This window comes from Slackia heliotrinireducens DSM 20476 (genome assembly GCF_000023885.1).
In the GTDB taxonomy this organism is placed as follows: domain Bacteria; phylum Actinomycetota; class Coriobacteriia; order Coriobacteriales; family Eggerthellaceae; genus Slackia; species Slackia heliotrinireducens.
This window is the reverse complement of the sequence record NC_013165.1, coordinates 1,037,627-1,060,105: the sequence shown is the minus strand read 5'-3', so window position 1 is coordinate 1,060,105 and position 22,479 is coordinate 1,037,627. Positions and strand designations below refer to the sequence as shown.

The 22,479-nt window shown below is 60.9% G+C and carries 17 protein-coding genes, 3 tRNA genes and 1 other RNA gene; 5 read left to right on the top strand and 16 right to left on the bottom strand.

From position 1 onward, the window contains the following. Positions 1-39: 39 nt before the first annotated feature. Positions 40-570, bottom strand: coding sequence for a peptidylprolyl isomerase (locus SHEL_RS04495; RefSeq protein ID WP_012798063.1), 531 nt, complete (start codon positions 568-570; stop codon positions 40-42). Positions 571-1,057: 487 nt separating this feature from the next. Further along, positions 1,058-1,133 (bottom strand) — tRNA-Arg (locus SHEL_RS04490). Between the two features lie 50 nt (positions 1,134-1,183). Between SHEL_RS04490 and rlmD the strand changes: the two genes are divergently transcribed. Then, a complete protein-coding gene (gene rlmD, locus SHEL_RS04485; protein WP_012798062.1) occupies positions 1,184-2,509 on the top strand; it encodes a 23S rRNA (uracil(1939)-C(5))-methyltransferase RlmD in 1,326 nt (441 codons plus the stop codon). A 66-nt stretch (positions 2,510-2,575) separates the two neighbouring features. On the opposite strand, the gene SHEL_RS04480 is transcribed toward rlmD, so the two are convergent. From SHEL_RS04480 to murI, 5 genes are all read right to left on the bottom strand, one after another. Beyond that, positions 2,576-2,649 (bottom strand) — tRNA-Gly (locus SHEL_RS04480). A 3-nt stretch (positions 2,650-2,652) separates the two neighbouring features. Then, a tRNA-Pro gene (locus tag SHEL_RS04475) sits at positions 2,653-2,729 on the bottom strand. A gap of 118 nt (positions 2,730-2,847) precedes the next feature. Further along, positions 2,848-3,438 (bottom strand): RdgB/HAM1 family non-canonical purine NTP pyrophosphatase, encoded by a 591-nt coding sequence (gene rdgB, locus SHEL_RS04470; protein ID WP_012798061.1) that lies wholly within the window; start codon positions 3,436-3,438, stop codon positions 2,848-2,850. A 12-nt stretch (positions 3,439-3,450) separates the two neighbouring features. After that, on the bottom strand, positions 3,451-4,173 hold the full coding sequence (rph, locus tag SHEL_RS04465; protein WP_012798060.1) for a ribonuclease PH: 723 nt from the start codon (positions 4,171-4,173) through the stop codon (positions 3,451-3,453). A 40-nt stretch (positions 4,174-4,213) separates the two neighbouring features. Beyond that, positions 4,214-5,119 (bottom strand): glutamate racemase, encoded by a 906-nt coding sequence (murI, locus tag SHEL_RS04460; RefSeq protein ID WP_174259103.1) that lies wholly within the window; start codon positions 5,117-5,119, stop codon positions 4,214-4,216. 264 nt (positions 5,120-5,383) lie between these two features. Here murI and smpB point away from each other — a divergent pair, with 264 nt between their 5' ends. The 3 genes from smpB (at position 5,384) to ssrA (ending at position 7,053) form a co-directional block, all read left to right on the top strand. Next, the gene (gene smpB, locus SHEL_RS04455) at positions 5,384-5,851 is read left to right on the top strand and encodes an SsrA-binding protein SmpB (RefSeq protein ID WP_012798058.1); all 468 of its coding nucleotides are present in this window, start codon (positions 5,384-5,386) and stop codon (positions 5,849-5,851) included. 10 nt (positions 5,852-5,861) lie between these two features. Continuing rightward, positions 5,862-6,560, top strand: a complete 699-nt coding sequence (locus SHEL_RS04450; RefSeq protein WP_012798057.1) for a hypothetical protein — start codon at positions 5,862-5,864, stop codon at positions 6,558-6,560. A gap of 127 nt (positions 6,561-6,687) precedes the next feature. Further along, positions 6,688-7,053: a transfer-messenger RNA gene (gene ssrA / locus SHEL_RS14795) on the top strand. Positions 7,054-7,093: 40 nt separating this feature from the next. Here the strand turns inward: ssrA and SHEL_RS04445 are convergent. From SHEL_RS04445 to SHEL_RS04405, 9 genes are all read right to left on the bottom strand, one after another. Next, positions 7,094-9,145 carry a ribonuclease R family protein gene (locus SHEL_RS04445; protein WP_050749527.1) on the bottom strand — a complete coding sequence of 684 codons (2,052 nt, stop codon included), beginning with the start codon at positions 9,143-9,145 and terminating at the stop codon, positions 7,094-7,096. Between the two features lie 18 nt (positions 9,146-9,163). Then, positions 9,164-10,423, bottom strand: a complete 1,260-nt coding sequence (locus tag SHEL_RS04440) for a S41 family peptidase (protein ID WP_012798055.1) — start codon at positions 10,421-10,423, stop codon at positions 9,164-9,166. Positions 10,424-10,438: 15 nt separating this feature from the next. After that, positions 10,439-11,356: a permease-like cell division protein FtsX gene (gene ftsX / locus SHEL_RS04435; protein ID WP_012798054.1), complete on the bottom strand. Its 918-nt coding sequence runs from the start codon at positions 11,354-11,356 to the stop codon at positions 10,439-10,441. Continuing rightward, positions 11,349-12,284, bottom strand: coding sequence for a cell division ATP-binding protein FtsE (gene ftsE, locus SHEL_RS04430; RefSeq protein ID WP_012798053.1), 936 nt, complete (start codon positions 12,282-12,284; stop codon positions 11,349-11,351). Before ftsE ends, ftsX begins: the two co-directional genes overlap by 8 nt. 133 nt (positions 12,285-12,417) lie before the next feature. Further along, entirely contained in the window at positions 12,418-13,365 is a 948-nt protein-coding gene (locus SHEL_RS04425) for a transketolase family protein (protein WP_012798052.1), read from the bottom strand. Continuing rightward, positions 13,358-14,194: a transketolase gene (locus SHEL_RS04420; RefSeq protein WP_012798051.1), complete on the bottom strand. Its 837-nt coding sequence runs from the start codon at positions 14,192-14,194 to the stop codon at positions 13,358-13,360. The genes SHEL_RS04425 and SHEL_RS04420 overlap by 8 nt, the downstream gene beginning before the upstream one ends. 25 nt (positions 14,195-14,219) lie before the next feature. Then, a complete protein-coding gene (gene prfB / locus SHEL_RS04415) occupies positions 14,220-15,329 on the bottom strand; it encodes a peptide chain release factor 2 (protein ID WP_012798050.1) in 1,110 nt (369 codons plus the stop codon). 7 nt (positions 15,330-15,336) lie between these two features. After that, on the bottom strand, positions 15,337-18,099 hold the full coding sequence (gene secA / locus SHEL_RS04410; protein ID WP_012798049.1) for a preprotein translocase subunit SecA: 2,763 nt from the start codon (positions 18,097-18,099) through the stop codon (positions 15,337-15,339). Positions 18,100-18,215: 116 nt separating this feature from the next. Further along, positions 18,216-20,807: a BTAD domain-containing putative transcriptional regulator gene (locus SHEL_RS04405; protein ID WP_169304500.1), complete on the bottom strand. Its 2,592-nt coding sequence runs from the start codon at positions 20,805-20,807 to the stop codon at positions 18,216-18,218. A gap of 191 nt (positions 20,808-20,998) precedes the next feature. Here SHEL_RS04405 and SHEL_RS04400 point away from each other — a divergent pair, with 191 nt between their 5' ends. Beyond that, positions 20,999-22,402: a CCA tRNA nucleotidyltransferase gene (locus tag SHEL_RS04400; protein ID WP_012798047.1), complete on the top strand. Its 1,404-nt coding sequence runs from the start codon at positions 20,999-21,001 to the stop codon at positions 22,400-22,402. Positions 22,403-22,479 lie beyond the last annotated feature (77 nt).

The window sequence follows — 22,479 nt, the reverse complement described above, 5'->3', positions numbered from 1 at the left end:
CTTCCTTACAACGAAACAGACATGACGTGACGTCGGTCTTTAATTCGCGTTTTCAATTTCAATCGTCTCGATGACGTCGCCTGCACGCAGCGTGCCGATGACGTCCTTGCCTTCGATGGTCTGCCCGAACACGGTGTAGTTGGGATCCAGGAAATGCTGGGCACCCAGGCACAGGTAGAACTGGGAACCTGCGGAGTTGGGCATCTGCGAGCGGGCCATGGCCAGCGCGCCGTCCTCGTGGCTGTTGTTGGGGTTGGTGGTGTACTCCTCATGGATGCTGTATCCGGGATTGCCGGTGCCGGGCCTGCCAGAGGGGCCGGGCATGCCGGAAGCGACCTGCTGGGGAGTCATGTCGCGAGTATTGGGGCATCCACCCTGGATGACGAAGTTCGGGACGTAACGATGGAACTTCAGATTGTCGTAGAAGCCCTTCTGGGCCAGTTCGACGAAGTTGCCAACATGGATGGGGGCGTCGTTGCCCGCCAGCTGGCAGCGGATAGTGCCTTTGGAGGTCTTGATGACCGCAATTTCATTACCATTCGGTTTGTATGCCGGTGTGTAGAGTGCCATGTCTCGCTCCTTTTTGTCGTGTGAACCTGTGGCGTTTAGGAACAGGCGGTAAAAACTCATACGTCAGTCAGTTTATCAGGTTATTCATTTCCTATGCGAAATTCCTTGAATATTCAGCGAATAGTTGCTTTATGGAGGGACGGATAACACGGCCATTCCACGTTTCTGCCTCCAAATCTACCCAATCGAGAAGAAATGTCCGCCGCCGAGGGCATCCGAAGCGCAGCCTTATTCGTTCGAACGGAAACACGATCCTCTTCATGCGTTCGCCCCGAAGACCTGCGCCCGCAACCGCCTCCTCCCGCCAAAAACGGGCCCGAAACGATCCCGCTATTCGTTTGCAACCGCAATCGAGAGCTGTGAGCGAGGCTGTAAAAACCTAAACGCTCCAGATTGCACGCCAACCGACAAGACTGCATCTGTGTTTGCCGGATATGGCCCAAAAAGCGAACGCCGCCTGAAGGCGGCGAACGTCGGTATGCTCAGATGGTGCCCTTGACAGGATTCGAACCTGCGGCTTTCTGCTCCGGAGGCAGACGCTCTATCCCCTGAGCTACAAGGGCACGGCGACTGGTATTATAGACCAAACCTTTTCCAAATGAAACGAGGGGCCATGTCTGAACAAATAACCATCGAACGCCTTCTTTACGGCGACGCGGGAATCGGACACCTGTCCGACGGCCGCGCCGCATTCGTCGACGGCGCCTGCCCCGGCGACGTCCTCGAGGTTGCGGTCGAGAAGGACAACGGTAACTATCTTACCTGTTCAATTAAGGAAATCGTGTCCCTTTCCGAACATCGCGTCACCCCGAAATGCCCCTTGGCATCCGTATGCGGAGGGTGCGGCTGGCAGCACGTTGCCTACGATTGGCAGCTCGTCGAAAAGCGCGCCAACGTGGTTTCCCAGCTGCAGCGCACCGCACACTTCGACCCCGACCGGGCCGAGGCCATCGTTGCGGAATGCAAACCCTCCCCCAAGCAGTTCGGATACCGAAACAAGCTTGAATTCGGGTGCCAAATCGACCCGAAACGTGGTTTTCTCATGGGGCTGCACCGCCGAGGATCCGACGATGTGCTGCCCGTCGACTCGTGTCCTTTGGCCCAAGGTCCGCTCAGCAAGACGCCTAAAGCCCTCAAGGGAGCCCTGCGTTACCTGAGCGGTTCGAACGACCTGGGCATCTACCGCGTCGGCGTCAGGCAGTCGGCCCGCACCCGATCCACCGAGATCGCGCTCTGGACCACCCCCGGTCCCTTCCCCAGAGCGACCGTGGCCAAAACTCTGGGCAACGCCATGAAGTGTACGAGCATCGTTCGTGTCATGACAGGCGAAGGGAAGAAGGCCCGCAAGCTCAAAGGCGTCGAGCTGCTAGCAGGCGACGGATATTGGAAGGAACGTGTCGCAGGCCAGCCGTTCAAGGTGAGCGCCCCGTCGTTCTTCCAGGTGAACACCGAGCAGGCCGAAACCCTGGTGGAACTGGCCCTGGACGGGCTCGAAATCGACGAAGGCTCAGTGGTAGCCGACCTGTACTGCGGCGTGGGCACCTTCACCATCCCCATGGCGAAGACCGGCGCCGAAGTCATGGCGGTCGAAAGCTACGGCTCCAGCGTGCGCGACCTGCGTCGCATCACCGAGGAAGAGGGGCTCTACATCGACGTCATCGGCGGCGATGCCGCCCGCGAGTTGCCGGGCTTGGGACATCTGGACGCGTTGCTGGTGGACCCGCCCCGCGCCGGTTTGGACGCGACGATCATTCCTGCCATAGCCGCGGCCGGTCCCCGTCGACTCGCCTATGTGAGCTGCGACCCCGCCACGTGGGCCCGCGACGTCAAGCGACTTGAAGATCAAGGGTTCGAACTGGTCAAGGCCACGCCGGTGGACATGTTCCCCCAGACCCACCATGTCGAAATAGTCAGCATCTTCACGAACCGCAAGAACTGACGATCTGAAGAATCGGGGCTGAAACATGAAAAAAGCGCTGACCAACTGGTCAGCGCTCCTAATTTCTGGAGCGGGTGACGGGAATCGAACCCGCGTTATCAGCTTGGAAGGCTGGAGTTCTACCATTGAACTACACCCGCAAATGGTCGGGACGACAGGATTCGAACCTGCGACATCTTGCTCCCAAAGCAAGCGCGCTACCAAACTGCGCCACGTCCCGGGTCCTGCCTCGCGACAGCGATTGGATATTATACCAAACCACAGGGCATCATCAAGAACACGTTGCCCCGAAAACCGCCGCCTGCACAAAACGCCGACGAATCGCAGCGCCGCACCACTTAGGCGAGCTTCTCCTTAAGAGCCCGCAACGCATTGCCGCGGTGCGATATGGCGTTCTTCTCATCCTGCGTGACCTGGGCTAACGTTTTCTCCCCGTTGAAATGGTCGGGCAGGAACATGGGGTCGTAGCCGAACCCGCCGTCGCCCGCAAGCCCGTGGGCGATGCGGCCTTCGATGGTGCCCGTGGCTGTGATCTCGGTGCCGTCCTCATCCACGAACGCGATGCAGCAGGCGAACCGCGCCGTGCGCTCCTCGTCTGGCACGCCTTCCAGCTCGGCCAAGACCTTCGCGTTGTTGGCTTCGTCGTCGCCGTGCACACCGGCGTAACGGGCGGAAAACACCCCGGGCGCGCCGCCCAAGGCATCCACCACCAGGCCCGAATCGTCGGCCAGTGCCGCCAGACCCGTGTGCTCGTGGGCCGCCCGCGCCTTGATGAGCGCGTTGCCCTCGAAGGTGTCGGCGTCCTCTTCCGGCTCCTCGTACGGATCGACTTGGCTCAGCTTCAGAAACTCCCAACCCTCGAAGTCCAGCGCCGTGCTGATCTCTTCCACTTTGTGGGCGTTGTTGGTTGCGATAACGACCTTTTTCATACGGAACCTCCCCTACAGCTGGACGGCTGCGCGCTGCAGCGCCAACAGCTCTTCGATGCCGGATTGCGCCATGGACAGCATGTCATCAAGCGTCGCCTTCCCGAAGGGAGCCTGCTCGCCGGTGCCTTGGATCTCGATGAACTCGCCTTTGGCGTTCATCACCACGTTCATGTCGATTTCGGCCTTGGAATCCTCCCGATAATCCAGATCGAGCAGAAGCCTTCCGCCCACCATGCCGACGCTTATGGCCGCGACCTGCCCGAACAGCGGATTGCGCTTGCATTTGCCCGATTTCCGCCACATCTCGAAGGCGTCGTAGGCCGCCACCCATGCACCCGTGATGGATGCGGTCCGAGTGCCGCCGTCGGCCTGCAGAACGTCGCAGTCCACGGTCATGAGAACCTCGCCGCCCATGGCGCCCATGTCGCACACGTTGCGCAGGCTTCGTCCGATCAGGCGTTCGATCTCCTGGCTGCGGCCCTTTCGACCCTTGTATTCGCGGGGCGTCCGCTTCGATGTGGATGCGGGAAGCATGGCGTATTCGGCCGTCACCCAGCCGAGGCCAGAGTTCTTGCGCCAGCCGGGCACGCGCTCCTCGATGGTGGCCGCGCAAAGCACGTGGGTGTCCCCGAATTTCACGAGGCAGCTGCCGGTAGCGTTCTTCATGACGCCCCGTTCCAAGGTGACGGGACGAATGGCTCGGTCGGCACGGTTGTCGACACGGGTTGCAAACATGGGGCTCCTTCCCATTGGAAATTGTTGGAATTCGACGGCGCTACCCTTCCAGCTCGGAGAGGGAAACGTAGGAAGGCCGTTCGATCTGACGGTTGAACACGCGGGACCCGAAGGCCTGGAACTCGTCCACATCGGTCGACGTGGTGAAGAAGCGGTGCTCCCCTACATGGTTGGGATCGGCCAGCTGCCCGCGCATAGACAGCACGTCGTGCACGTCCTTGGCCAGCTCTTCGGCCGACGAAACCAGCCGCACATTCGTGCCGATGACACCGCCGATCAGGGCTTTCAGCATGGGGTAATGCGTGCATGCCAGCACCAGCGTATCGATTTCGCAACGGCGCAAAGGCTCCAGGTACTCGATGGCGATGGTGCGGAATTCCGGGCGGATATAGACCTTCGACACAGAGCTGGTCAAATCCTCGAAGGGGCCTTTGGCCAGACGGATGCCGTTCTCGACGATCTCCACGAACCGAGGCGTGGCGGTGCTGAACACCGTGATGCCGGCATCGATGTTGCGGATGGCCCGCGGGTAGCAGCCGCTTTCGATGGTGCCCTTCGTGCCGATGACGCCCACCTTGCGGTTCTTCGTGGTGCGGGCGGCGGCGCGGGCTCCGGGTTCCACGGCTCCCAGGATGGGAACCGAAAACGTCTGTTGGGCGTGCTCAAGACCTGCGGCTGTGGCCGTGTTGCAGGCTATGACCAGCATCTTCACGCCTTTGTCCATAAGCCAGGCGCCGATCTGCTGGACGAACAAGTCGACCTCGGCCTGGTCGCGCGGACCGTAGGGGCAGCGCGCCGTGTCGCCGAAGTAGACGATGGATTCGTTGGGCATGAGCTCTGCAATCTCGCGGGCGCAGGTCAGCCCGCCGTAGCCGGAGTCGAACACGCCGATGGGCGCATTGTCCCACGACTGCGAACCATAGCGTATGTTTGATGCGGAAGTCATGTTCATGCATGCCAGCATAGCGCATTTCGGACTGGACTCGCGCGAATCCGGCCCGATAGCGTCTATTCCCCATAGGGGCTGGTCCTAGCCTCGCGCTCCCAGGCGTTGCGAATGGGGATAACACCGAGCGGTTCGCCGCAGACCGTATGGCTAGGCGTGTTTCATTTCCGTGACCGAGCGCAAGCCCGTAGGAACACGCGACTGCAACCTGTATAATATTTGAGATTGGAACCGCTCTGGAAATCGGAAAGGCGTTGGACTCGCGTGGCCCAGGACAAGAAACAGATCGCCAAAAACCGCCGTGCGTTGCACGATTACGAGATCGTCGAGACCTTCGAGGCCGGCATCGTGCTGACGGGCACCGAGGTTCGTTCGCTGCGTGAGAACAACTGCCAGCTCACGGACTGCTACGCGTTGGTCCGCCATGGCGAAGTATGGCTGCACGGTCTGCACATCGCGCCGTATTCCAACGGCAGCTACTTCAACGTCGATCCCGACCGCAAGCGCAAACTGCTGCTTCATCGCAGGCAGATTCGCTATTTGGACTCCAAGGCCAAAGAGAAAGGCCTCGCACTGGTTCCGCTCAACATCTATTTTTCGCCGAACGGCCTGGTCAAGGTCGAGCTTGCAGTCGCCCGCGGCAAGAAGCTGCACGACAAGCGAGCCAGCATGGCAGAACGCGATACAAAACGGGAAATCGAGCGTGCCCTGAAGTCACGCAACCGTTATTAGGGGGATATCTATGGCACTGTTCTCTCGCAAGAAGCCTGCCGCAGCCAAGCGCGGCTTCGCTAAACCCGCAGCCAAGAAGAGCACCAAGGCCGCCGACACCAAGACGGCCGAAGAGCGCGAATACGAAGAGTTCCAACGTCTGAAGGAGAAATTCGAGCCCAAGACCGAGGAGGACTGGCGCCGCGAATGGCGCGAGATGTACGAGGCCGGATGCGACGGCGATTGCGATTCCTGCGAGTATTACGACTACTGCGACGCCGGCTTTGAGGACGAGGAAGACGACGAGCCCGAAGAGAAGACCGAGCAGGCCTCCGACGAAGAAGCCCCTGCTGAGGAAACGGCGGACGAGGTCGAAGGCGAAGCCGACATGACCCAGACCGAGGACGAGACCAAAGACGAACCCGCCGAAGAGGAAGACGAGCCCCTGACCGATGAGGAACGGGCCTTGTTCGATGCGGCTTACGCCTACTACGAAGCGGGATGCGACGGCAACTGCGACGAATGCGAATACTACGACTACTGCCCCGCCGAGGAGGAAGTCGACCCCGATGACGAGGAAATCATGTGGGGCATCACCCAAGGCGACGTGCAGAAGGGCGCCGAGAACGGAATCAACCTGGCCAAGGAAACCGCGCAGACCGCACGCGAGTTCAAAGAGGCCATGGACGATATCCGCAGCGTCGTCGATCCGAGGGAATGGTTCAAGTAAGCCCTTTCGCACCGCTTGACATTTGGCCCGATGGTGCTAAGGTACGTTTCTCAGGTTTTCACCTGGCACATTGACAAACGCAGATGGTGGAGCACATCCTTCATCTACCGCCACGTGCGGCTCTTACGGGGGCGACTGGTTTCGACATGGTAGGTTTGAAGTGAGGAGCAGGCCGTGGTCTCCTCGCCACGCTAAACAGGGGTACCGTCAAGTTAATTGGCAAATCTTACAATACTGGCCGTATGGCCCTTGCTGCTTAATTAAATAGCAGCTCGTCAATGCGGGAAACGCTCCCGAGCCCGCTGCGACGTCATTCTTAGGGAGATGCATTCGAGCACGTAGTCGGTATGGCTCGAATAAAGACCGAACCGGCTAGGGGTTGCAACGCTTGTCTGAGAGCCGAGCACCCCCGAAACCCGATCCCAGACTAAGCTTGTAGAGCCTGACCGGGAATCTAGTATGGACCGGAGTTCGATTCTCCGCGCCTCCACCATCAACGTCGAAGGCCGTCCCAGTTCGGGGCGGCCTTTTCTTTATCCCTTGTACTTGGGCAAGGTGGCGCTGCTCAGCCGCGCCACAAGATCGAAGTCGGCTTTGCGCTCGAACGGGTACACGTCCCTCACGCGGATGCGGACGCGGGCTCCCAGCCGGTACACCACCCCGCTGTCTGAACCGGTCAGCGTGTAGCGCTCGGGGTCGAGGATGAAATACTCCTGGGCACGGCGCAGCGACACGAAGCCTTCGGACGTGTCGTCCAGCCGCACGAAGAAGCCCGACGCCGTCACACCCGAAACCAGGCCGTCGAACTCTTCGCCGATGTGTTCCTCCAGAAGCTCGAACAGCTTGAGCTCCTGGGATTCGCGGGCGGCGGTTTCGGCCTTGCGTTCCATTTCGGACGCATGGGCCGCAATGGTCGCCAGCGCGGCCTCTTCGGCGGATGTGGTCTCGGTGCGCCCGAACAGCTTCACCTTGAGCATGCGATGCACCACCAGGTCGGGATACCGCCTGATAGGACTCGTGAAATGCGTGTATGCCTCGCTTCCCAGCCCGAAGTGCGGCTCGCAGGCGTCCACGTAGCGGGCCTGCGTCATCGCGCGCACCACAAGGGTGGACACGAGCGGCTCCTCCAGCCGGCCCTTCGCCTTGGCGATCACCTTCTGAATGGCGAAGGGGTCGCCTGCGGCGAACCGGGACATGGAGACGTCGCTGTCGTATCCGAACTCCTGCAGAATCGGAATCAGCGCCGACAGGTCCCCGGTTGCGGGCGGTTCGTGCACACGGTAGATGGACGGGATGGCGCCGTCGCGCAAAAGCCTGGCCACTGCCTCGTTGGCCGCAATCATAGCCTCTTCGACCAGGGACGTCGCCTGGGTTGTCTTTCGGATATCGACGCCCACGGGACGACCCTCGTCATCCAGCCGAACCTTCGCTTCGACGCCATCGAAGTCCAGACCTCCCCGTTTGAGGCGGCGTTCGTGCAATCCGACTGAGACGCGTTTGAGCCCCAACAGGCGGACCAGCACCGATTCGGGATCTTTGCAAACGTCCTGCAACATGGAAACGGCGGCAGGACGTTCGCCTCCAGCAACGCGGTCGAAGCATTCCTGGACCGTGTCGTAGTCAAGCCGGGCGCAGGATTCGATGATCGACGGGTACGCATCCACGTGATGGACCGAAAACGTTTCGGTAAGGTACAGATCCACCGTCATGGCGCGGCGCGGCTCGCGCGGCCGCAGCGAGCAGACGTCGTTGGACAGCACCTCGGGAAGCATGGGAACCACGCGGTCGACCAGATACACGCTCGTCGACCGGCGACGGGCCTCCAGGTCGGTCGGCGAGTTCCAGGGAACGTAATGGGATACGTCGGCGATATGCACTCCCAGGCGCAAGTAGCCGCCCACCTTGTCAAAAGACAGCGCGTCGTCGAAGTCCTTCGCATCCGCCGGATCGATGGTGAACACTACGCGATTGCGGATGTCGCGGTAATCGCCGGACGACAACGCCTCGGCTTCGCCCACCGCAGCATGGGCCACGTCTTCCAGGACCTTCGGCGAGAACTTGGTTTCCAACTTGTGACGGGCCACTATGAGCTCCACGTCCATGCCGGCATCTCCGACATGCCCCAGAACCTCCTCCACCACGCCTTGTGCCGGCTCGCGGCGATTCGGGTAGACGGTCATCCGCACGCGAACGATGTCGCCATGCTGCACATGGGGCGCATCCGCCCTCAGCGTGAAGATGTCGTGCTTGATGCGCGGGTCTTCGGGCACCACGATGCCGAAAGGTTCGGCGACCTCGTAGCGACCGACGATGGATTCATGAGCCCGCAGCACGACTCGCACCACACGCGCGGCGGGCCTGTCGGGTCCGGCCTGCGCGTAGCTCCCCCGTTCAGAGGAAGACAGGCGCGACACCTCGACCACGTCACCGTCGAACGCGTCGTGCACTTTGGATGCGGGAATGAAGAACTCCCCTTCCGCCGTCTGCACGAAGGCGTATCCGGCGGAAGTCATGTTGAGAACGCCGCGGGGGCGCGCACGGTTCACCCGACGCGTCTTCGGCCCGCGTGAACGGGATTTAGCCATATCGACCTCCGATCAGAACTACGAGGAGATCAGGGACTGGGCGGTTTCGATGGCGACGACCTTCTGGTTGTCTTCCGAAGAATTCGCTCCCAGAGCAATAGTGACATCGGGAGAAATGCCCTTACCGTCGATGACGTAGCCGCTTGGCGACTTGTATTGGGCGACGGTGTAACGCACGGCGCCACCGAACGACAGAGGCGTGATGATCTGCACGGACCCCTTGCCCATGGACGTGGTACCTGCCACCGTGGCCCGGCCCGTGTCGCGCAATGCCGCCACGAGCACTTCAGCAGAACCGGAAGTGTTGCCGTTAATCAGCACGACCAGCGGCGCATCAGTGGCCACGGCCCCCGAAACCGAACGGGTGGATGACGTCGACGCCGTATCGATCTGCACGACAACGCCGCTCGGAATGAACAGCGATGCCACGTCGACCGCTTTCGACAGATAGCCGCCCGGATTGTCGCGCAGGTCGAGCACGAACGCCTTGGCTCCCTGGTCCGTCAGCTCGGCGATGGCCTGGCTCAGCATGGCGTCGGCGTTCTGAGTGAACTGCTCGAGCGTGATGTAGCCCACATCGCCCACAAGCTGCGTCAGCACGTTCGGCTCATCGTATTCAGCCGTCACCAGCGTAGTGGTGTATTCTTCACCCTCCGTGGAATCCAACGACTGAGCGCGACGCCACGTGATGACTACGTTGGAGCCGGATTCGCGGCGCACGGCGTTGATGGCTTCGGTCGCAGTCCAAGTTTGGGAGCGGTCGCCGTCGATGGCCACCACGAAGTCGCCCGACTGCACGCCGGCCTCCGCCGCAGACGACCCTTCGAAGACGTCCAGCGCGTAGGCTTGACCGTTATACTCCGCGAAGAACACGCCCACGCCGGGATAGTTCGCATTCGATGTGGTCACGTACGTGGTGTACCGGTTGCTGTCGTAATAATGCGCGAAGGGGTCGCCAGTGGAGGTCAGAAACGCCTCGATGGCCGCCCGCGTCGCATCGTCGTCATCGTAGGAATGCAGGGCACCGCTGGACAGAACCCCGTCGACCTCGTTCACGCGACGGGCGACGGGCGCAATCTGTTCGGGTGCCAGTTCCGCAGACTTCGACGGGTCAGCGTTGGTCTGGAACCCCAGCCGGTCCATGAGCGGAGCGTATCCGCGTACGGTAAAGCCTGCGGCAAACAAAGCGCACGCGCAGATGAAGACCAGCATGAGCTTTACAATCTTCTTATCGCGCGTGCTCTTGTCGATATGTTTCGTAGGTGCGCTATGCTGCATGAGCGTCGATCCGGGTTACACCTTCAGATAACGGCCCATGGCGAACGTGCAGCCGATGCCGGCGATGATCAGGCCGGCAACGACGAGCAGCAGATACATCTGCAGGTACGTATGAGTGGACAGCTCGATGGGCAGCCACATGAGAGCCTCCGACACGTGCGGCAAAGCGATGCGGCGGATGACCTCGAGGCAGCCGATGGCCAGAACGGCGCCGATGACCGCATGCAGCGAAGCCTCCATCAGGAAGGGCCCGCGGATGAATCCGTTGGAAGCGCCGACCAGACGCATGATGCCGATCTCACGACGACGGGCCAGAATGGCCAGACGGATGGTGTTGTTGATGAACACCAAGGCGATGAAGACCAGCAGAGCAATCAGGGCGATGCCGATATAGCGGATGTAGTTCGTCACGCTGAACAGGCGCTCCACGGTCTCTTGGCCGCCGAAGCGCAAGCTGTCGGCAGGGTTGTCGGGGCTGTCGCAGATCGCCTGGAAGTCAGGGTTCTCCTGAATCTGGGCGACCACGTCTTCGACCTCTTGAGCCTCATCAAGTTCGATGTCGATGGACGCCGGCAGCGGGTTCATGCCGTCCAGCTGATCTACGATTTCGGGATTGGAGCTCGTGGAATTGCGGAAATTCTCGAGGGCCTGCTCCTTGGAGGTGAAGTTCACGGACTCCACCCCATCCATACCTTCGATGGTTGCCATCATGGCGTCGATGGCTTCCTGCTCGGCTTCGTCGCCGATGTATGCGGTGATGGAGACTTTGTCCTCCACGGACAGGACGATGTTGTTCACAATGGCACCGCTCACCAGGAACAGGCCGATGATGAACAGCGACAGGAAAATGGTGATGATGGAGCCGAGGGTGGTACCCAGGTTGCGGGTGAAACCCGTCAACGACTCCTTGAAAAAGTAAATCAGACTAGACATCGTAACCGTAAACTCCCTTGTTCTGGTCGCGGGTCAGCTGGCCGTTGTCCAAAGCGATGACGCGACGGCGCATGTTGTCGACCATTTCGCGGTCGTGGGTTGCCACAAGCACCGTGGTGCCCGTGCGGTTAATGCGCTCCAGCAAATCCATGATGCCGCGAGAGGTTTGCGGGTCGAGGTTACCCGTAGGCTCGTCGCACACCAGCAGCGGAGGACGGTTGACGATGGCGCGGGCAATGGACACGCGCTGCTGTTCGCCGCCGGAAAGCTGGTCGGGGCGCTTGTTCAGCTTGTCCTGAAGGCCGACGAGGCGCAGAACCTCGGGGACCTGGGTCTTGATGACGTGACGGCTCTTGCCGATTACCTCCAAGGCGAAGGCCACATTCTCGAACACGGTCTTGTTCGGGAGCAGTTTGAAGTCTTGGAACACGCAGCCGATGTTGCGGCGCAGGTACGGCACGCGCCAGTTGCGCATGGTGGTCAGGTCCTCATCGGCGATGTAGATCTTGCCGTCGGTCGGTTTGATCTCGCGGGTGATCAGACGGATGAAGGTGGATTTGCCCGATCCGGAGTGGCCCACCAGGAACACGAATTCGCCAGCGAAGATCTGCACGGAAATGTCATGCAGGCTGGGACGGTTGGGCTGTGCGGGATACACCTTGGTCACATGCTCGAAGGTGATGACGGGCGAACCCATGGACTGCTGCTGCTCGAAATCCTCCTCGGAGAAGGATGGCAGGGCCTCCGAAAGGTCCGCATTGTTGGGGAAACGATTGGTTTGCTGATCAAACGTGATGGGTGCGAAAGACCCGGTTGCTTGATCCGACATACGCCTGCGAGTCGGCTGAGCATGACGCACAGTCGTTACGGGAGCCATTTCGCCCGTAGGACTTGCGGCGCGATCGGACGCGTCATTGGTGTTCGTCACAGAATGCTCCGTTCAAATAATAGTTACTGGACTCAACCAGGCCATTTTACCGCGACTGCCGCCCTATCAGGCGGCAGTCACAGAATACCCACTTGCGCGCAGGTACGGCTATTCGGTTAAAACAAGGCTGCGACTAGGCGTTTTTGCGAGAAATAACGCTCTTTGCAGCTTCTGTGATGGCGGCGGCGTCCAGCTTGAAAGCGGCCATAAGCTCTTCGAACTCGCCGGAGGTGCCGAACACGTCGCGCATGCCGATGCGGTACATCGGCACCGGGGTCGTCTCGGCCAGCAGCTCCGCCACGGCTCCGCCAAGGCCTCCGATGACGGAGTGCTCTTCAGCGGTCACAACGCATCCGGTCTTGGCGACAGACGCCAGGATGGTCTGCTCGTCGAGGGGCTTGACGCAGAACGCGTCGATGACTTCGGCGGAAATGCCCGCTTCGGCAAGCTGGTCGGCGGCGATCAGCGCCTCGTTGATCTCGACGCCGCATGCGACGATGGTCACGTCGGTGCCTTCGCGCAGCACGTAGGCGCGGCCCATCTCGAGCTCCTTGCCCTCTTCGTACACGCAGGGAACCGAAGCGCGGCCCATGCGGATGTACACGGGGCCGGGGGTTTCGGCTGCAACCTTAAGGGCCGCCCGGGCGGCTTCGTAGTCGGCGGGAACAAGCACCTTCATGTTGGGCAGGACCCTCATAAGGGCGATGTCCTCGATCATCTGATGGCTGCCGCCGTCAGGACCGACGGAGACGCCGGCATGGGTCGGGGCGATCTTCACGTTGAGGTTGGAGTAGCAGACCGTATTGCGGATCTGATCGTACACGCGGCCCGTGCCGAACACGGCGAACGAACCGGTGTAGGCGATGTTTCCAGTGAGGGACAGGCCGGCGGCCACGTCGATCATGTTCTGCTCGGCGATGCCCACATTGAACAGGCGGTCGGGATAGACGTCGCCGAATTTCTTGGTTGTGGTGGAGCCGGTAAGGTCGGCGTCCACGGCAACGACAGGCAGCCCCGCCTGGGCCAGCTCGATAAGGGTCGCACCGTAAGCGGCACGGGTGGCCTTCTTCTCGTTAGACATGTTCGACCTCCTTGCCGGTAAGCTCTGCAACGGCTTGGGCGGACTGCTCGGCGTTGGGAGCCTTGCCGTGCCATCCTGCCTGGCCTTCCATGAACGAAACGCCCTTGCCCTTCGTGGTTTCCGCGATGACCGCCTTGGGCTTTCCGCAATGGATTCCCCTGGCCGAGGTCAGCGTGTCCATGACGGCTTCCATGTCGTTGCCGTCGCAGACGAACACCTGCCAGCCGAAAGCACGGAACTTGTCGCCCAGATCTTCAGGCGAGCACACGTCTTCGATGTTGCCGTCGATTTGCAGCTTGTTGTGGTCGACGATAGCCACCAGGTTGTCCAGGTTGCGATGGGCGGAAAACATTGCCGCCTCCCAGACCTGGCCCTCTTGGCATTCGCCGTCGCCCAAAAGCGTGTACACGGTCTGCTCGGCGCCCTTGAGCTTCAGACCGCATGCCATGCCTGCCGCGATGGACAGGCCCTGGCCCAGAGAACCGGTCGAAACCTCAACGCCGGCAAGTTTCTTGCAATCGGGATGGCCCTGCAGCTTGCTGCCAAGCTTGCGCAATGTCACCAGCTCTTCTTTCGGGAAATACCCCGCCTCGGCCAATGCGGCGTACAGCGCTGGCGCTGCGTGGCCTTTGGACAACACGAACCTGTCACGGTCTTCCTTGGTCGGGTTGTTCGGATCGTGGTTCATAATGCCGCCGAAATACAATGCCGTCATGATGTCGGCCGCGGACAGCGATCCGCCCGGATGGCCGCTCTTGGCCTGCTCGAGCATGGTGATGATATCCACCCGCAGGTCCAAGGCCTTGGCCTCTAACTCTCTCAAGTCCACTATCGTCCTTTCCCCCGATGCGCACTTATGCCAATCGCTGTGCGACACGCCAGCGATGATAGCCGATAACGAATTCCTCTATGTCCCCGCTGAGGACGGCGTCAACATTCCCAGTTTCAATCCCGCTCCGCAAGTCCTTTACGAGCTGATACGGATAAAGGACATAGTTTCTGATCTGGCTGCCGAAGCTGTTGTCCATACGTTCGCCACGCAGCGCGTCGATCTCCTCTTCGCGCTTCTGGCGTTCAAGCTCGTACAGCTTAGCACGCAGGACCTTGAATGCGGCGTCTTTGTTCTGAAGTTGGCTCTTCTGGTTCTGGCACGTCACCACGATGCCTGTGGGAATGTGGGTCAGACGGACCGCCGAGTCGGTGGTGTTGACGCACTGGCCGCCGGGTCCGCTCGAGCGGTACACGTCGACGCGCACGTCGTTCACGTTCAGATCGACCTCGATCTCGTCGTCGACCACGGGCAGAACCTCAACGCCGGCGAAGGTGGTCTGACGGCGCTTCTTGTCATCCGTCGGCGAGATGCGCACCAGGCGGTGCACGCCGTTCTCGCTGCGAAGCATGCCGTAGGCGTTCTTGCCCTCGATCTGGATGACGGCGCGATCCAAACCGATGACCTCACCTGGGGTGATGTCGAGAAGCCTGACCTTCCAGCCTTTCTTCTCGGCGTATTTGCTGTACATCTTGTACAGCATGTCGACCCAGTCCTGCGCCTCCAGGCCGCCCTGCCCGGGATTGATGGAAACGATGGCGTCGCAAGGATCCATTTCGCCCGAGAACCAGGAAGACACCTCCAGCCCGTCCAGCAAGTCGGACAGCTGCCTGCGCAGCTCGTCGCGCTCCTCGGCGAACATCTCGTCGTCTGCGGAAAGCTCGTCGGCTGTGCGGGCATCTTCCAGCAAGCTGGCGACGTGCTCATACTCATCCAGAATCGAGCGCACCTCGCTGGCACGCTTGGACACCTGCAAGGCGTTCTGGGAATCGTTCCAGAAATCTGGCGAAGCTATCTCTTCGTTGAGCTTCTCGAGCAGCGATTCGTTCTCGTTAATATGCCGGTACTCTCGAGCAGCAGCTACTCGTTCTGCCAGCTCGTCGAGGGACGCCAGTTGTATCTGTTCTTCAGCCATGACTGCCCTATCGGTACATACCGTGGCACTTCTTGAACTTCTTGCCGCTTCCGCAAGGGCACGGGTCGTTGCGGCCCACATTCGCATACGGGTCGTCGTCTTCATCCTTGCGGTAGGTCTTGGCCTTCTGCATCGCGGCCTTGGGAGCCTGCGGAGTCGCGGCGGCTGCGGCCGCACGGGCGGCGTTGGCGGTGCCGGCGCCTTCCAACGCGGCTTCGGGCGACGAGTAGTTCACATTGCCGGCCAAGGCATCAGGGTGATCTTGCGATTCGACGGCTTCGGCCTCTTCGGGCGTTGCCACCTGCAGACGCAGCATCGTGCGCAGGAAGTCCTCGTACATGCCGGAGGTCAAGTTGGCGAAGGCGGCGTGCGCCTCCCCCTTGTACTCGACCAGAGGGTCGCGCTGGCCGATGGCACGCAGGCCGATGCCTGTGCGCAGATAATCCATCTCCTGAAGATGGTTCATCCAGCGAACGTCGATGATGCGAAGCATGACCTGAGATTCCAGACCGCGCATGACCTCGTGTCCGAGGATCTCCTCTTTACCCTTGTACACCTCGAGCAGGTGGTCGCAGATGATGTCGGTCAGTGTGGCCGGGTCGTCGTCGTGGTCGACCTGGCTCGCGTCGAAACCGCCCAAACCGGTCATGTCCGCCACCCAGGAGTTCACACCCTTGATGTCCCAGTCGTCGCTGGCGGTGCGGGCCGGACAGCAGTCCTGGACCACGGCCTCTACGGCATCCTGAACGATGCTTTCGATGCGCTCGGACATGTCCTTGCCGTCCAGAATGGCATTGCGCTCGTCGTAGATGGCGGTGCGCTGCAGGTTCATGACGTCGTCGTATTCCAGAACGCTCTTACGAGCGGCGAAATGCATTGCCTCGACCTGGTGCTGGGCGCTTTCGATGGCCTTGGACACCATGGAATGCTGGATGGGCATGTCCTCGGGGATGTCGGTCTTCTCCATCATACGCCCGATGGAATCCATGCGATCGGACCCGAAGCGGCGCATGAGGTCGTCTTCCAGCGACAGGTAGAACTGGGTCAGGCCCGGGTCGCCCTGACGGCCGGCACGGCCGCGGAGCTGGTTGTCGATACGGCGGGATTCGTGGCGCTCGGTGCCGATGACGGCCAGACCGCCCGCCGCGATGACCTGGTCATGCTCGGCGGAGGTGATGGCTTTCGCCTGTTGCAGCGCCAAAGCGCGCTGCTCGTCGGTGGCTTCTGCCGGGTCGATGTTCGACTCCGCCAGAATGTCTTCGGCCAGAATCTCGGGGTTGCCGCCGAGCAGGATGTCGGTACCGCGGCCTGCCATGTTCGTGGCGATGGTGACCGCACCCACGCGACCTGCCTGGGCGACGATGTTCGCTTCGCGCTCATGGTTCTTGGCGTTCAAGGTCTCATGTGGAACGCCGCGCTTATCCAGAATGCGGGAGAGCAGCTCGGAGCTCTCGATGGAGACCGTACCCACCAGGCACGGCTGGCCGGCGGCGTGACGCTGTTCCACCTCGTCGGCAACGGCGTTGTACTTGCCCTTGAGGGTTCGGTAGATGAGATCGTTCTCGTCAATGCGGATAACCGGCTTGTTGGGCGGAATGGCGACAACGGGCAGGTTGTAAATCTGGCGGAACTCGGCGTCCTCGGTCATGGCCGTACCGGTCATACCCGAGAGCTTCTTGTACAGACGGAAGTAGTTCTGCAGCGTGATGGTGGCAAGCGTCTGGTTCTCCTCGCGGATGCGGACGCCTTCTTTGGCCTCCAATGCCTGGTGGAGGCCCTCCGAGTAACGGCGGCCTTCCATGATGCGGCCCGTGAACTCGTCGACGATCTTGATCTCGCCGTTGGTCTTCACATAGTCGATGTCCAGATGGAAGACGTACTCCGCCTTCAGGGCCTGCTGCAGGTGGTTGGCCAGCTGGGCCGAAGGGTCGGCGTAGATGTCGTCGATGCCCAAGCGGGCCTCGATCTTCGCCAGACCGATCTCGGTGGCGACAATCGTGCGTTTGGCCTCGTCGAGGACGTAATCCTGGTCGCGCTGCAGCCCGCGGACCGCGCGGGCGAAGTTCTTGTACGTGTCGGCAGCCTTCACGCCGGCACCGGAAATGATCAGCGGCGTGCGGGCTTCGTCGATAAGGATGGAGTCGACCTCGTCGACGATGGCGAAGTTGTGCCCGCGCTGGACGCGGGATCCGGCACGGGTCACCATGTTGTCACGCAGGTAGTCGAAACCGAACTCCGCATTGGTGCCGTACGTGACATCGGCCTTGTAGGACGGGATGCGCTGTTTGGGGCGCATGCCGTTCTGAATCAGGCCGACTTCCATGCCCAGGAACTTGTATACGCGGCCCATCCACTCGCTGTCGCGGCGGGCCAGGTAGTCGTTGACGGTGACGACGTGGACGCCGTCGTTGGACAGGGCGTTCAGATAGCCCGCGAGCGTGGACACGAGGGTCTTGCCTTCGCCGGTCTTCATTTCTGCAATCTGGCCTTCATGCAACGCCATGCCGCCGATGAGCTGCACGTCGAAATGGCGCAGACCCAGCGTGCGAACGCTGGCTTCGCGCACAGCTGCGAAAGCCTCGGGCAGGATGTCGTCCAACGATTCGCCGTTGGCGACACGCTCCTTGTACGCGGCGGTCAGCGCACGCAGCTCGTCATCGGAAAGAGCCTGCATGGACGGCTCCAGCGTTCCGATGCGGTCCGCCTTCGCCTGGTAGCCTTTGAGCTGCTTGCCTTCGCCAAACGTAAGCAGCTTGGAAAGAAATCCCATAGTACCTCTTTTGTCGTTATGTTCTGAAACGCACCGCTCTGCAAAAGCGGCGCACATGTGTCCATAATCGGTAGAACTTTACCACAGTCGAACCGTACAACCCATCTCTGCTGCCATCACCCAAGGAAAGAACCATCATCGGAGCACAGAATCGCCCGCTCGTACAGACGGCGCGCCTGCGCCGAGGGGTCGATGCCCAATTCCTCGTTCAGGTACGAGCACAGGTGCATGTACACGGATACCGCCGCGTCCGACTGACCGTTTGCAATCTGCGCCTTCATCAGCGCGCAACACGTGTCTTCCCTCCGTGAATCGCGTTCGAACCCCGCCCTGGCGAACCACAGCGCGGCCTGGTACTCCTGGATGTCGTACAGACGGTTCGCGCCGTGCACCAACGAGTCGATGATCCGGGAACGGTAGAATTCGCGCATCGAGATGATGTAGGCGTTGTTTTCCTCGGCCGGCATGAGGTCGTTGGAGAACTGGTTCTGGATCACCTTGTAAATCGGCATCCAGGCATCCGGGTCAGGGTCGTCGAACATGAGCCTGCCGCACAACCTCTCCAGCTCGTCGACATCGCTCGTGACGTAGCGGCCGTCCAGCATACAGCTCAGCTGGTGCCGGACCAGATACGGGCACTCCCCGCTTTCCAGCTCCAACGAGTGGCGCAGCGACGACCAGAGGGAATAGAAGTTGTTGAGCGCCTTCTTCTTGGGCGAACCAGGCCACATCACCTCCAGAATTCGCATGCGCGGCACCTCCCGGCAATGCGCCAGGGCGAGCACGGCGAGCAGCGTCTTGGTCTTCGCCTTCCTCAGGTCGTCCGGCCCCAGGTCCGTATCCCCTATGCGTATCTGCAAGCCGCCGAACAGCCGCAGGTACATCGGAGGAACCTGATCGATGACCTGGACCGGCGTCACCTGGCTCGCAACGATCTGGGCAGGTGCGCCCACATCCTCCATCCGCGCGCGTACGGTTTTCTTCTGCCCTTCGAGGGAGTTCACAAGCAGGCGGATGTAGTGCTGGCGCTCCGGGGAGGTCTCTGGGCGCGGCACACGGTACGTGTCGGCGTGGTTGCATATAGCTTCGCAGAGCAGCGCTTCCAGCATGTCGGGGATCATGAGCTTCCTGCGCCGGGTCGACAAACAGCCGCGCGCGATGTCGGACAGGTGCATCGCGTTTGACATGAGGTCGCCGTCTGCCAGTGGGACCTGCTGGGCGCCGCGCCGTTCGGACGCCTGCAGCGCCTGGATGAGAATCAGGACGCCAACGCGGCTTTTCGGCAGGTCATCCGCGCATTCCTCCAGTTCGCTTTCGTAATGCATGTCATCCATCCCCACATCCCACATGGCACGAAGCATGGTTTGCATGGCCTGGGCACTCACTAGCGGAGCGTCTTTCCCCTTGTACCCGTCAAACGGGCTCTCGGAGATCATCTTCTCGAGTCCATCGATTGCCCCCTGTTTGGTTTCCGCCTTGCCGCGGGCCACGCACAGGCAGCACCCGAGCACCCGCTGCCAAGGCAGGGCCTGGGGGTCGGAGCCGACGGAAAGGGCATAGCGAACGCACCGGCCATCGTCGTCGAGCAGGGCTGCTGCATAGGAGGCGGCCAGCGTCAACTCGGCCGAACAGGCCCCCTTGCCCTCGCCCAGGCTTTCGTACAGGTCCAGAACCAGCAGCGGCTGGCCCACGCGCAGAAGCATGCCTTGCTTCTGGGTAAGCCAGGACGCCCGCTTCGACCGCGAGCAGAACGTGCTCATGACCTCGCATGCGCGCAAGTAGCGGCGCTTCGACACCAGATAGTCCGCCATTTTCTGAATCAGGGAGTCCACGTTCATGTTCGAGGAGTGTGCCACCATCTCATCCAGGCAGCCGCCGAAAGCCATCCTAACGTGGCCGATGTCCATGATGCATGCATCGAAACTCTCCGAAACCGTATTGACGCCCAGAAACGGGTAGCTCTCCATAAAGAAACGCCTCGTGTCCTTCTTCACGCCGCGTCCGAAGATGGTCACGTCCTCCATAACGCCATGCTGTAGCACCAGCATGATGAACAGCGACAGCCGAAGCTCGATCGGAAGGTCGTCGACCAAATGCAAGGCGAACCGGTCCACGTCGGGACGCATCCCCCAAACCAAGGCAGGCACGCGCGACTGGCGGCGGACGTCCTTCATGGGAACCCGTTTGTCCATAAAGGACAGGTCCTTCGACCCTTCGTATTCCATATCGTCGACGAGCAGGTCCTCAGCGGTCACACGCACGCAAACCGTCTGGTGATCGAGGATGGAAGAGAACGCGGGTGTTGTCGACACGACGACCTCCCACCCCGAATCCACCAGGCTGTCGATGGTTTCGGAGAACTCTTCGGCACGGGCATCGTCCAGATAGGGCACGTCGTCGAACACGGCGAGAAAGCCTTCGCCGCCGGCCTCCACGAGCTGAAGCCCCAACCGCTTGGCATCCAGCTCCCGCAGAAAACACGGATCGGTGCAATCGATCCAAAACGTGTTTCTGAATTCGAAGATGTCCTGCGCATATTCGGCGACCAACGATGTCTTCCCGAACCCCGTGGGCGCCACAAGTATGCGGGGGACACCGCGCTCCTGCAGCATCTTTTTGGCGAGCCGCCCTCGGGAGCATCGGCTTTCAAGCCCCAATGCCTGCGGCCTATGCCCGTTGCAAGCGCATCTGCGCAAAAATCCTTTCATGCTCAAACTCCTCAGTACTCGCACGCCAAACATCTTTCCCCTACGTGCGTCATAGGGAGGTTCGATTCTATGTCTGGTTGTATTTAGTCCTGGAACCCATAGGGCACAAAAGGTTAAAATCGTGTTACCCACTATCTATCGACAGATAATCCCCAACGTTTTCCACACTGGTATGCACTAAACTTCAACACATGGGAAAGCTGCACGACATAACGATTCCGCCCGATGCAGCCAGCATCGTCGACGCGTTGGAGGCCGCAGGCCACGAAGCCTGGGTCACGGGGAGCTACGTGCGCGACATGCTGATGGGGCGCATTCCCCATGACCTGGATATCAGCACGTCAGCGCGGTGGGAAACCATTCGCGACCTTTTCAGCTCCCAGGGATTCAAGGTTTACGAAACCGGCACGGACCGCGGAACCGTGACGGTGAACACTGGTGCGCACCTCGTCGAGATCACCACATTCCGCACCGAGGAGCCCATCGAAGGCACCCGAATCGCGTTTCAAAACGCCGAGCATCGGAAACTTTCAGTTTGGGAACCTTCTTCCCGATTCCGCTTCACAAATTCCGTCGAAAAGGACCTCTTGCGGCGTGACTTCACAATGAATGCGCTCGCTTTCAATCCAAACTGCGGAATCCTCGACCCGTTCGGCGGCGTCAAGGATATTTCGAATGAAACCATACGGGCAGTCGGCGAGCCCTCCGAGCGGTTCTGGCAGGACCCGCTTCGCATCCTGCGCGCCGCACGGTTCGCTTCCCAATTGGGATTCGACGTCGAAAGCCGGACGAAGGAAGCCGCCCTCGCGTCAGCCCCGTTGCTCAAACACGCACCGGCGCAACGTATCGAGGCCGAATTCGCACGCCTGCTCCAAGGAGACCACGCACGCCAAGCCATCATGGATTGGATCGACGTCATCGGCGTGTTCATTCCTGAGGCCCTGCCCATGAAAGGGCTCGACCAGCGAACCAAATACCACATCTACGACGTACTGGAGCACACCGCCTACACCGTAAGCCTTGCGCCCCAGCAGCGCGTGCTGCGCTACGCCGCATTTCTTCACGACATCGGCAAACCCGAAGTGTTCCGTATTGACGAAGAAGGCGTGGGGCACTCCCCCGGCCACGCCGCCGCCGGAGCCGTTATCTCCGAGCAGGTTTGCAGCAGGCTGAAGCTGCGTGAGGACGAGGCAGCGGAGATCTGCACGCTGGTCGGAGCCCACGACGACAGGATATCTCCAACGCCCCGAAGCGTCAGGAAGGCCCTGCGCCGGCTTGGCGGGAACGTGCGTATGCTCAGGGAGCTGCTCGAGCTGAAAAAGGCCGACGCTTTGGCGCACGCCCCCGAGCATCAGGAACGGGCCGCCATCGCAGAGGAAGTCGGTTTGGTTCTCGACGACGTTCTGAAAAAAGAAGCCGCCTTCGACATCAAGGACCTCGCCATTGACGGTACGGACGTCATAGCGCGGGGAGTTCCTGCGGGCCCGAGCGTGGGCGCTGCGCTGGAGGCTGCTCTTGACGCCGTAATCGACGAGCTCGTCAACAACACGCGCGACGACCTTCTGGCCTTTTTGGATGACCGCATCGCGCATTGATGCGGCTTGAACCGCACCGCCCCGGAGATTCCTGCAACACCATCTAAAAATAAAAAAGCCGCGAGCGAAATAAGCTC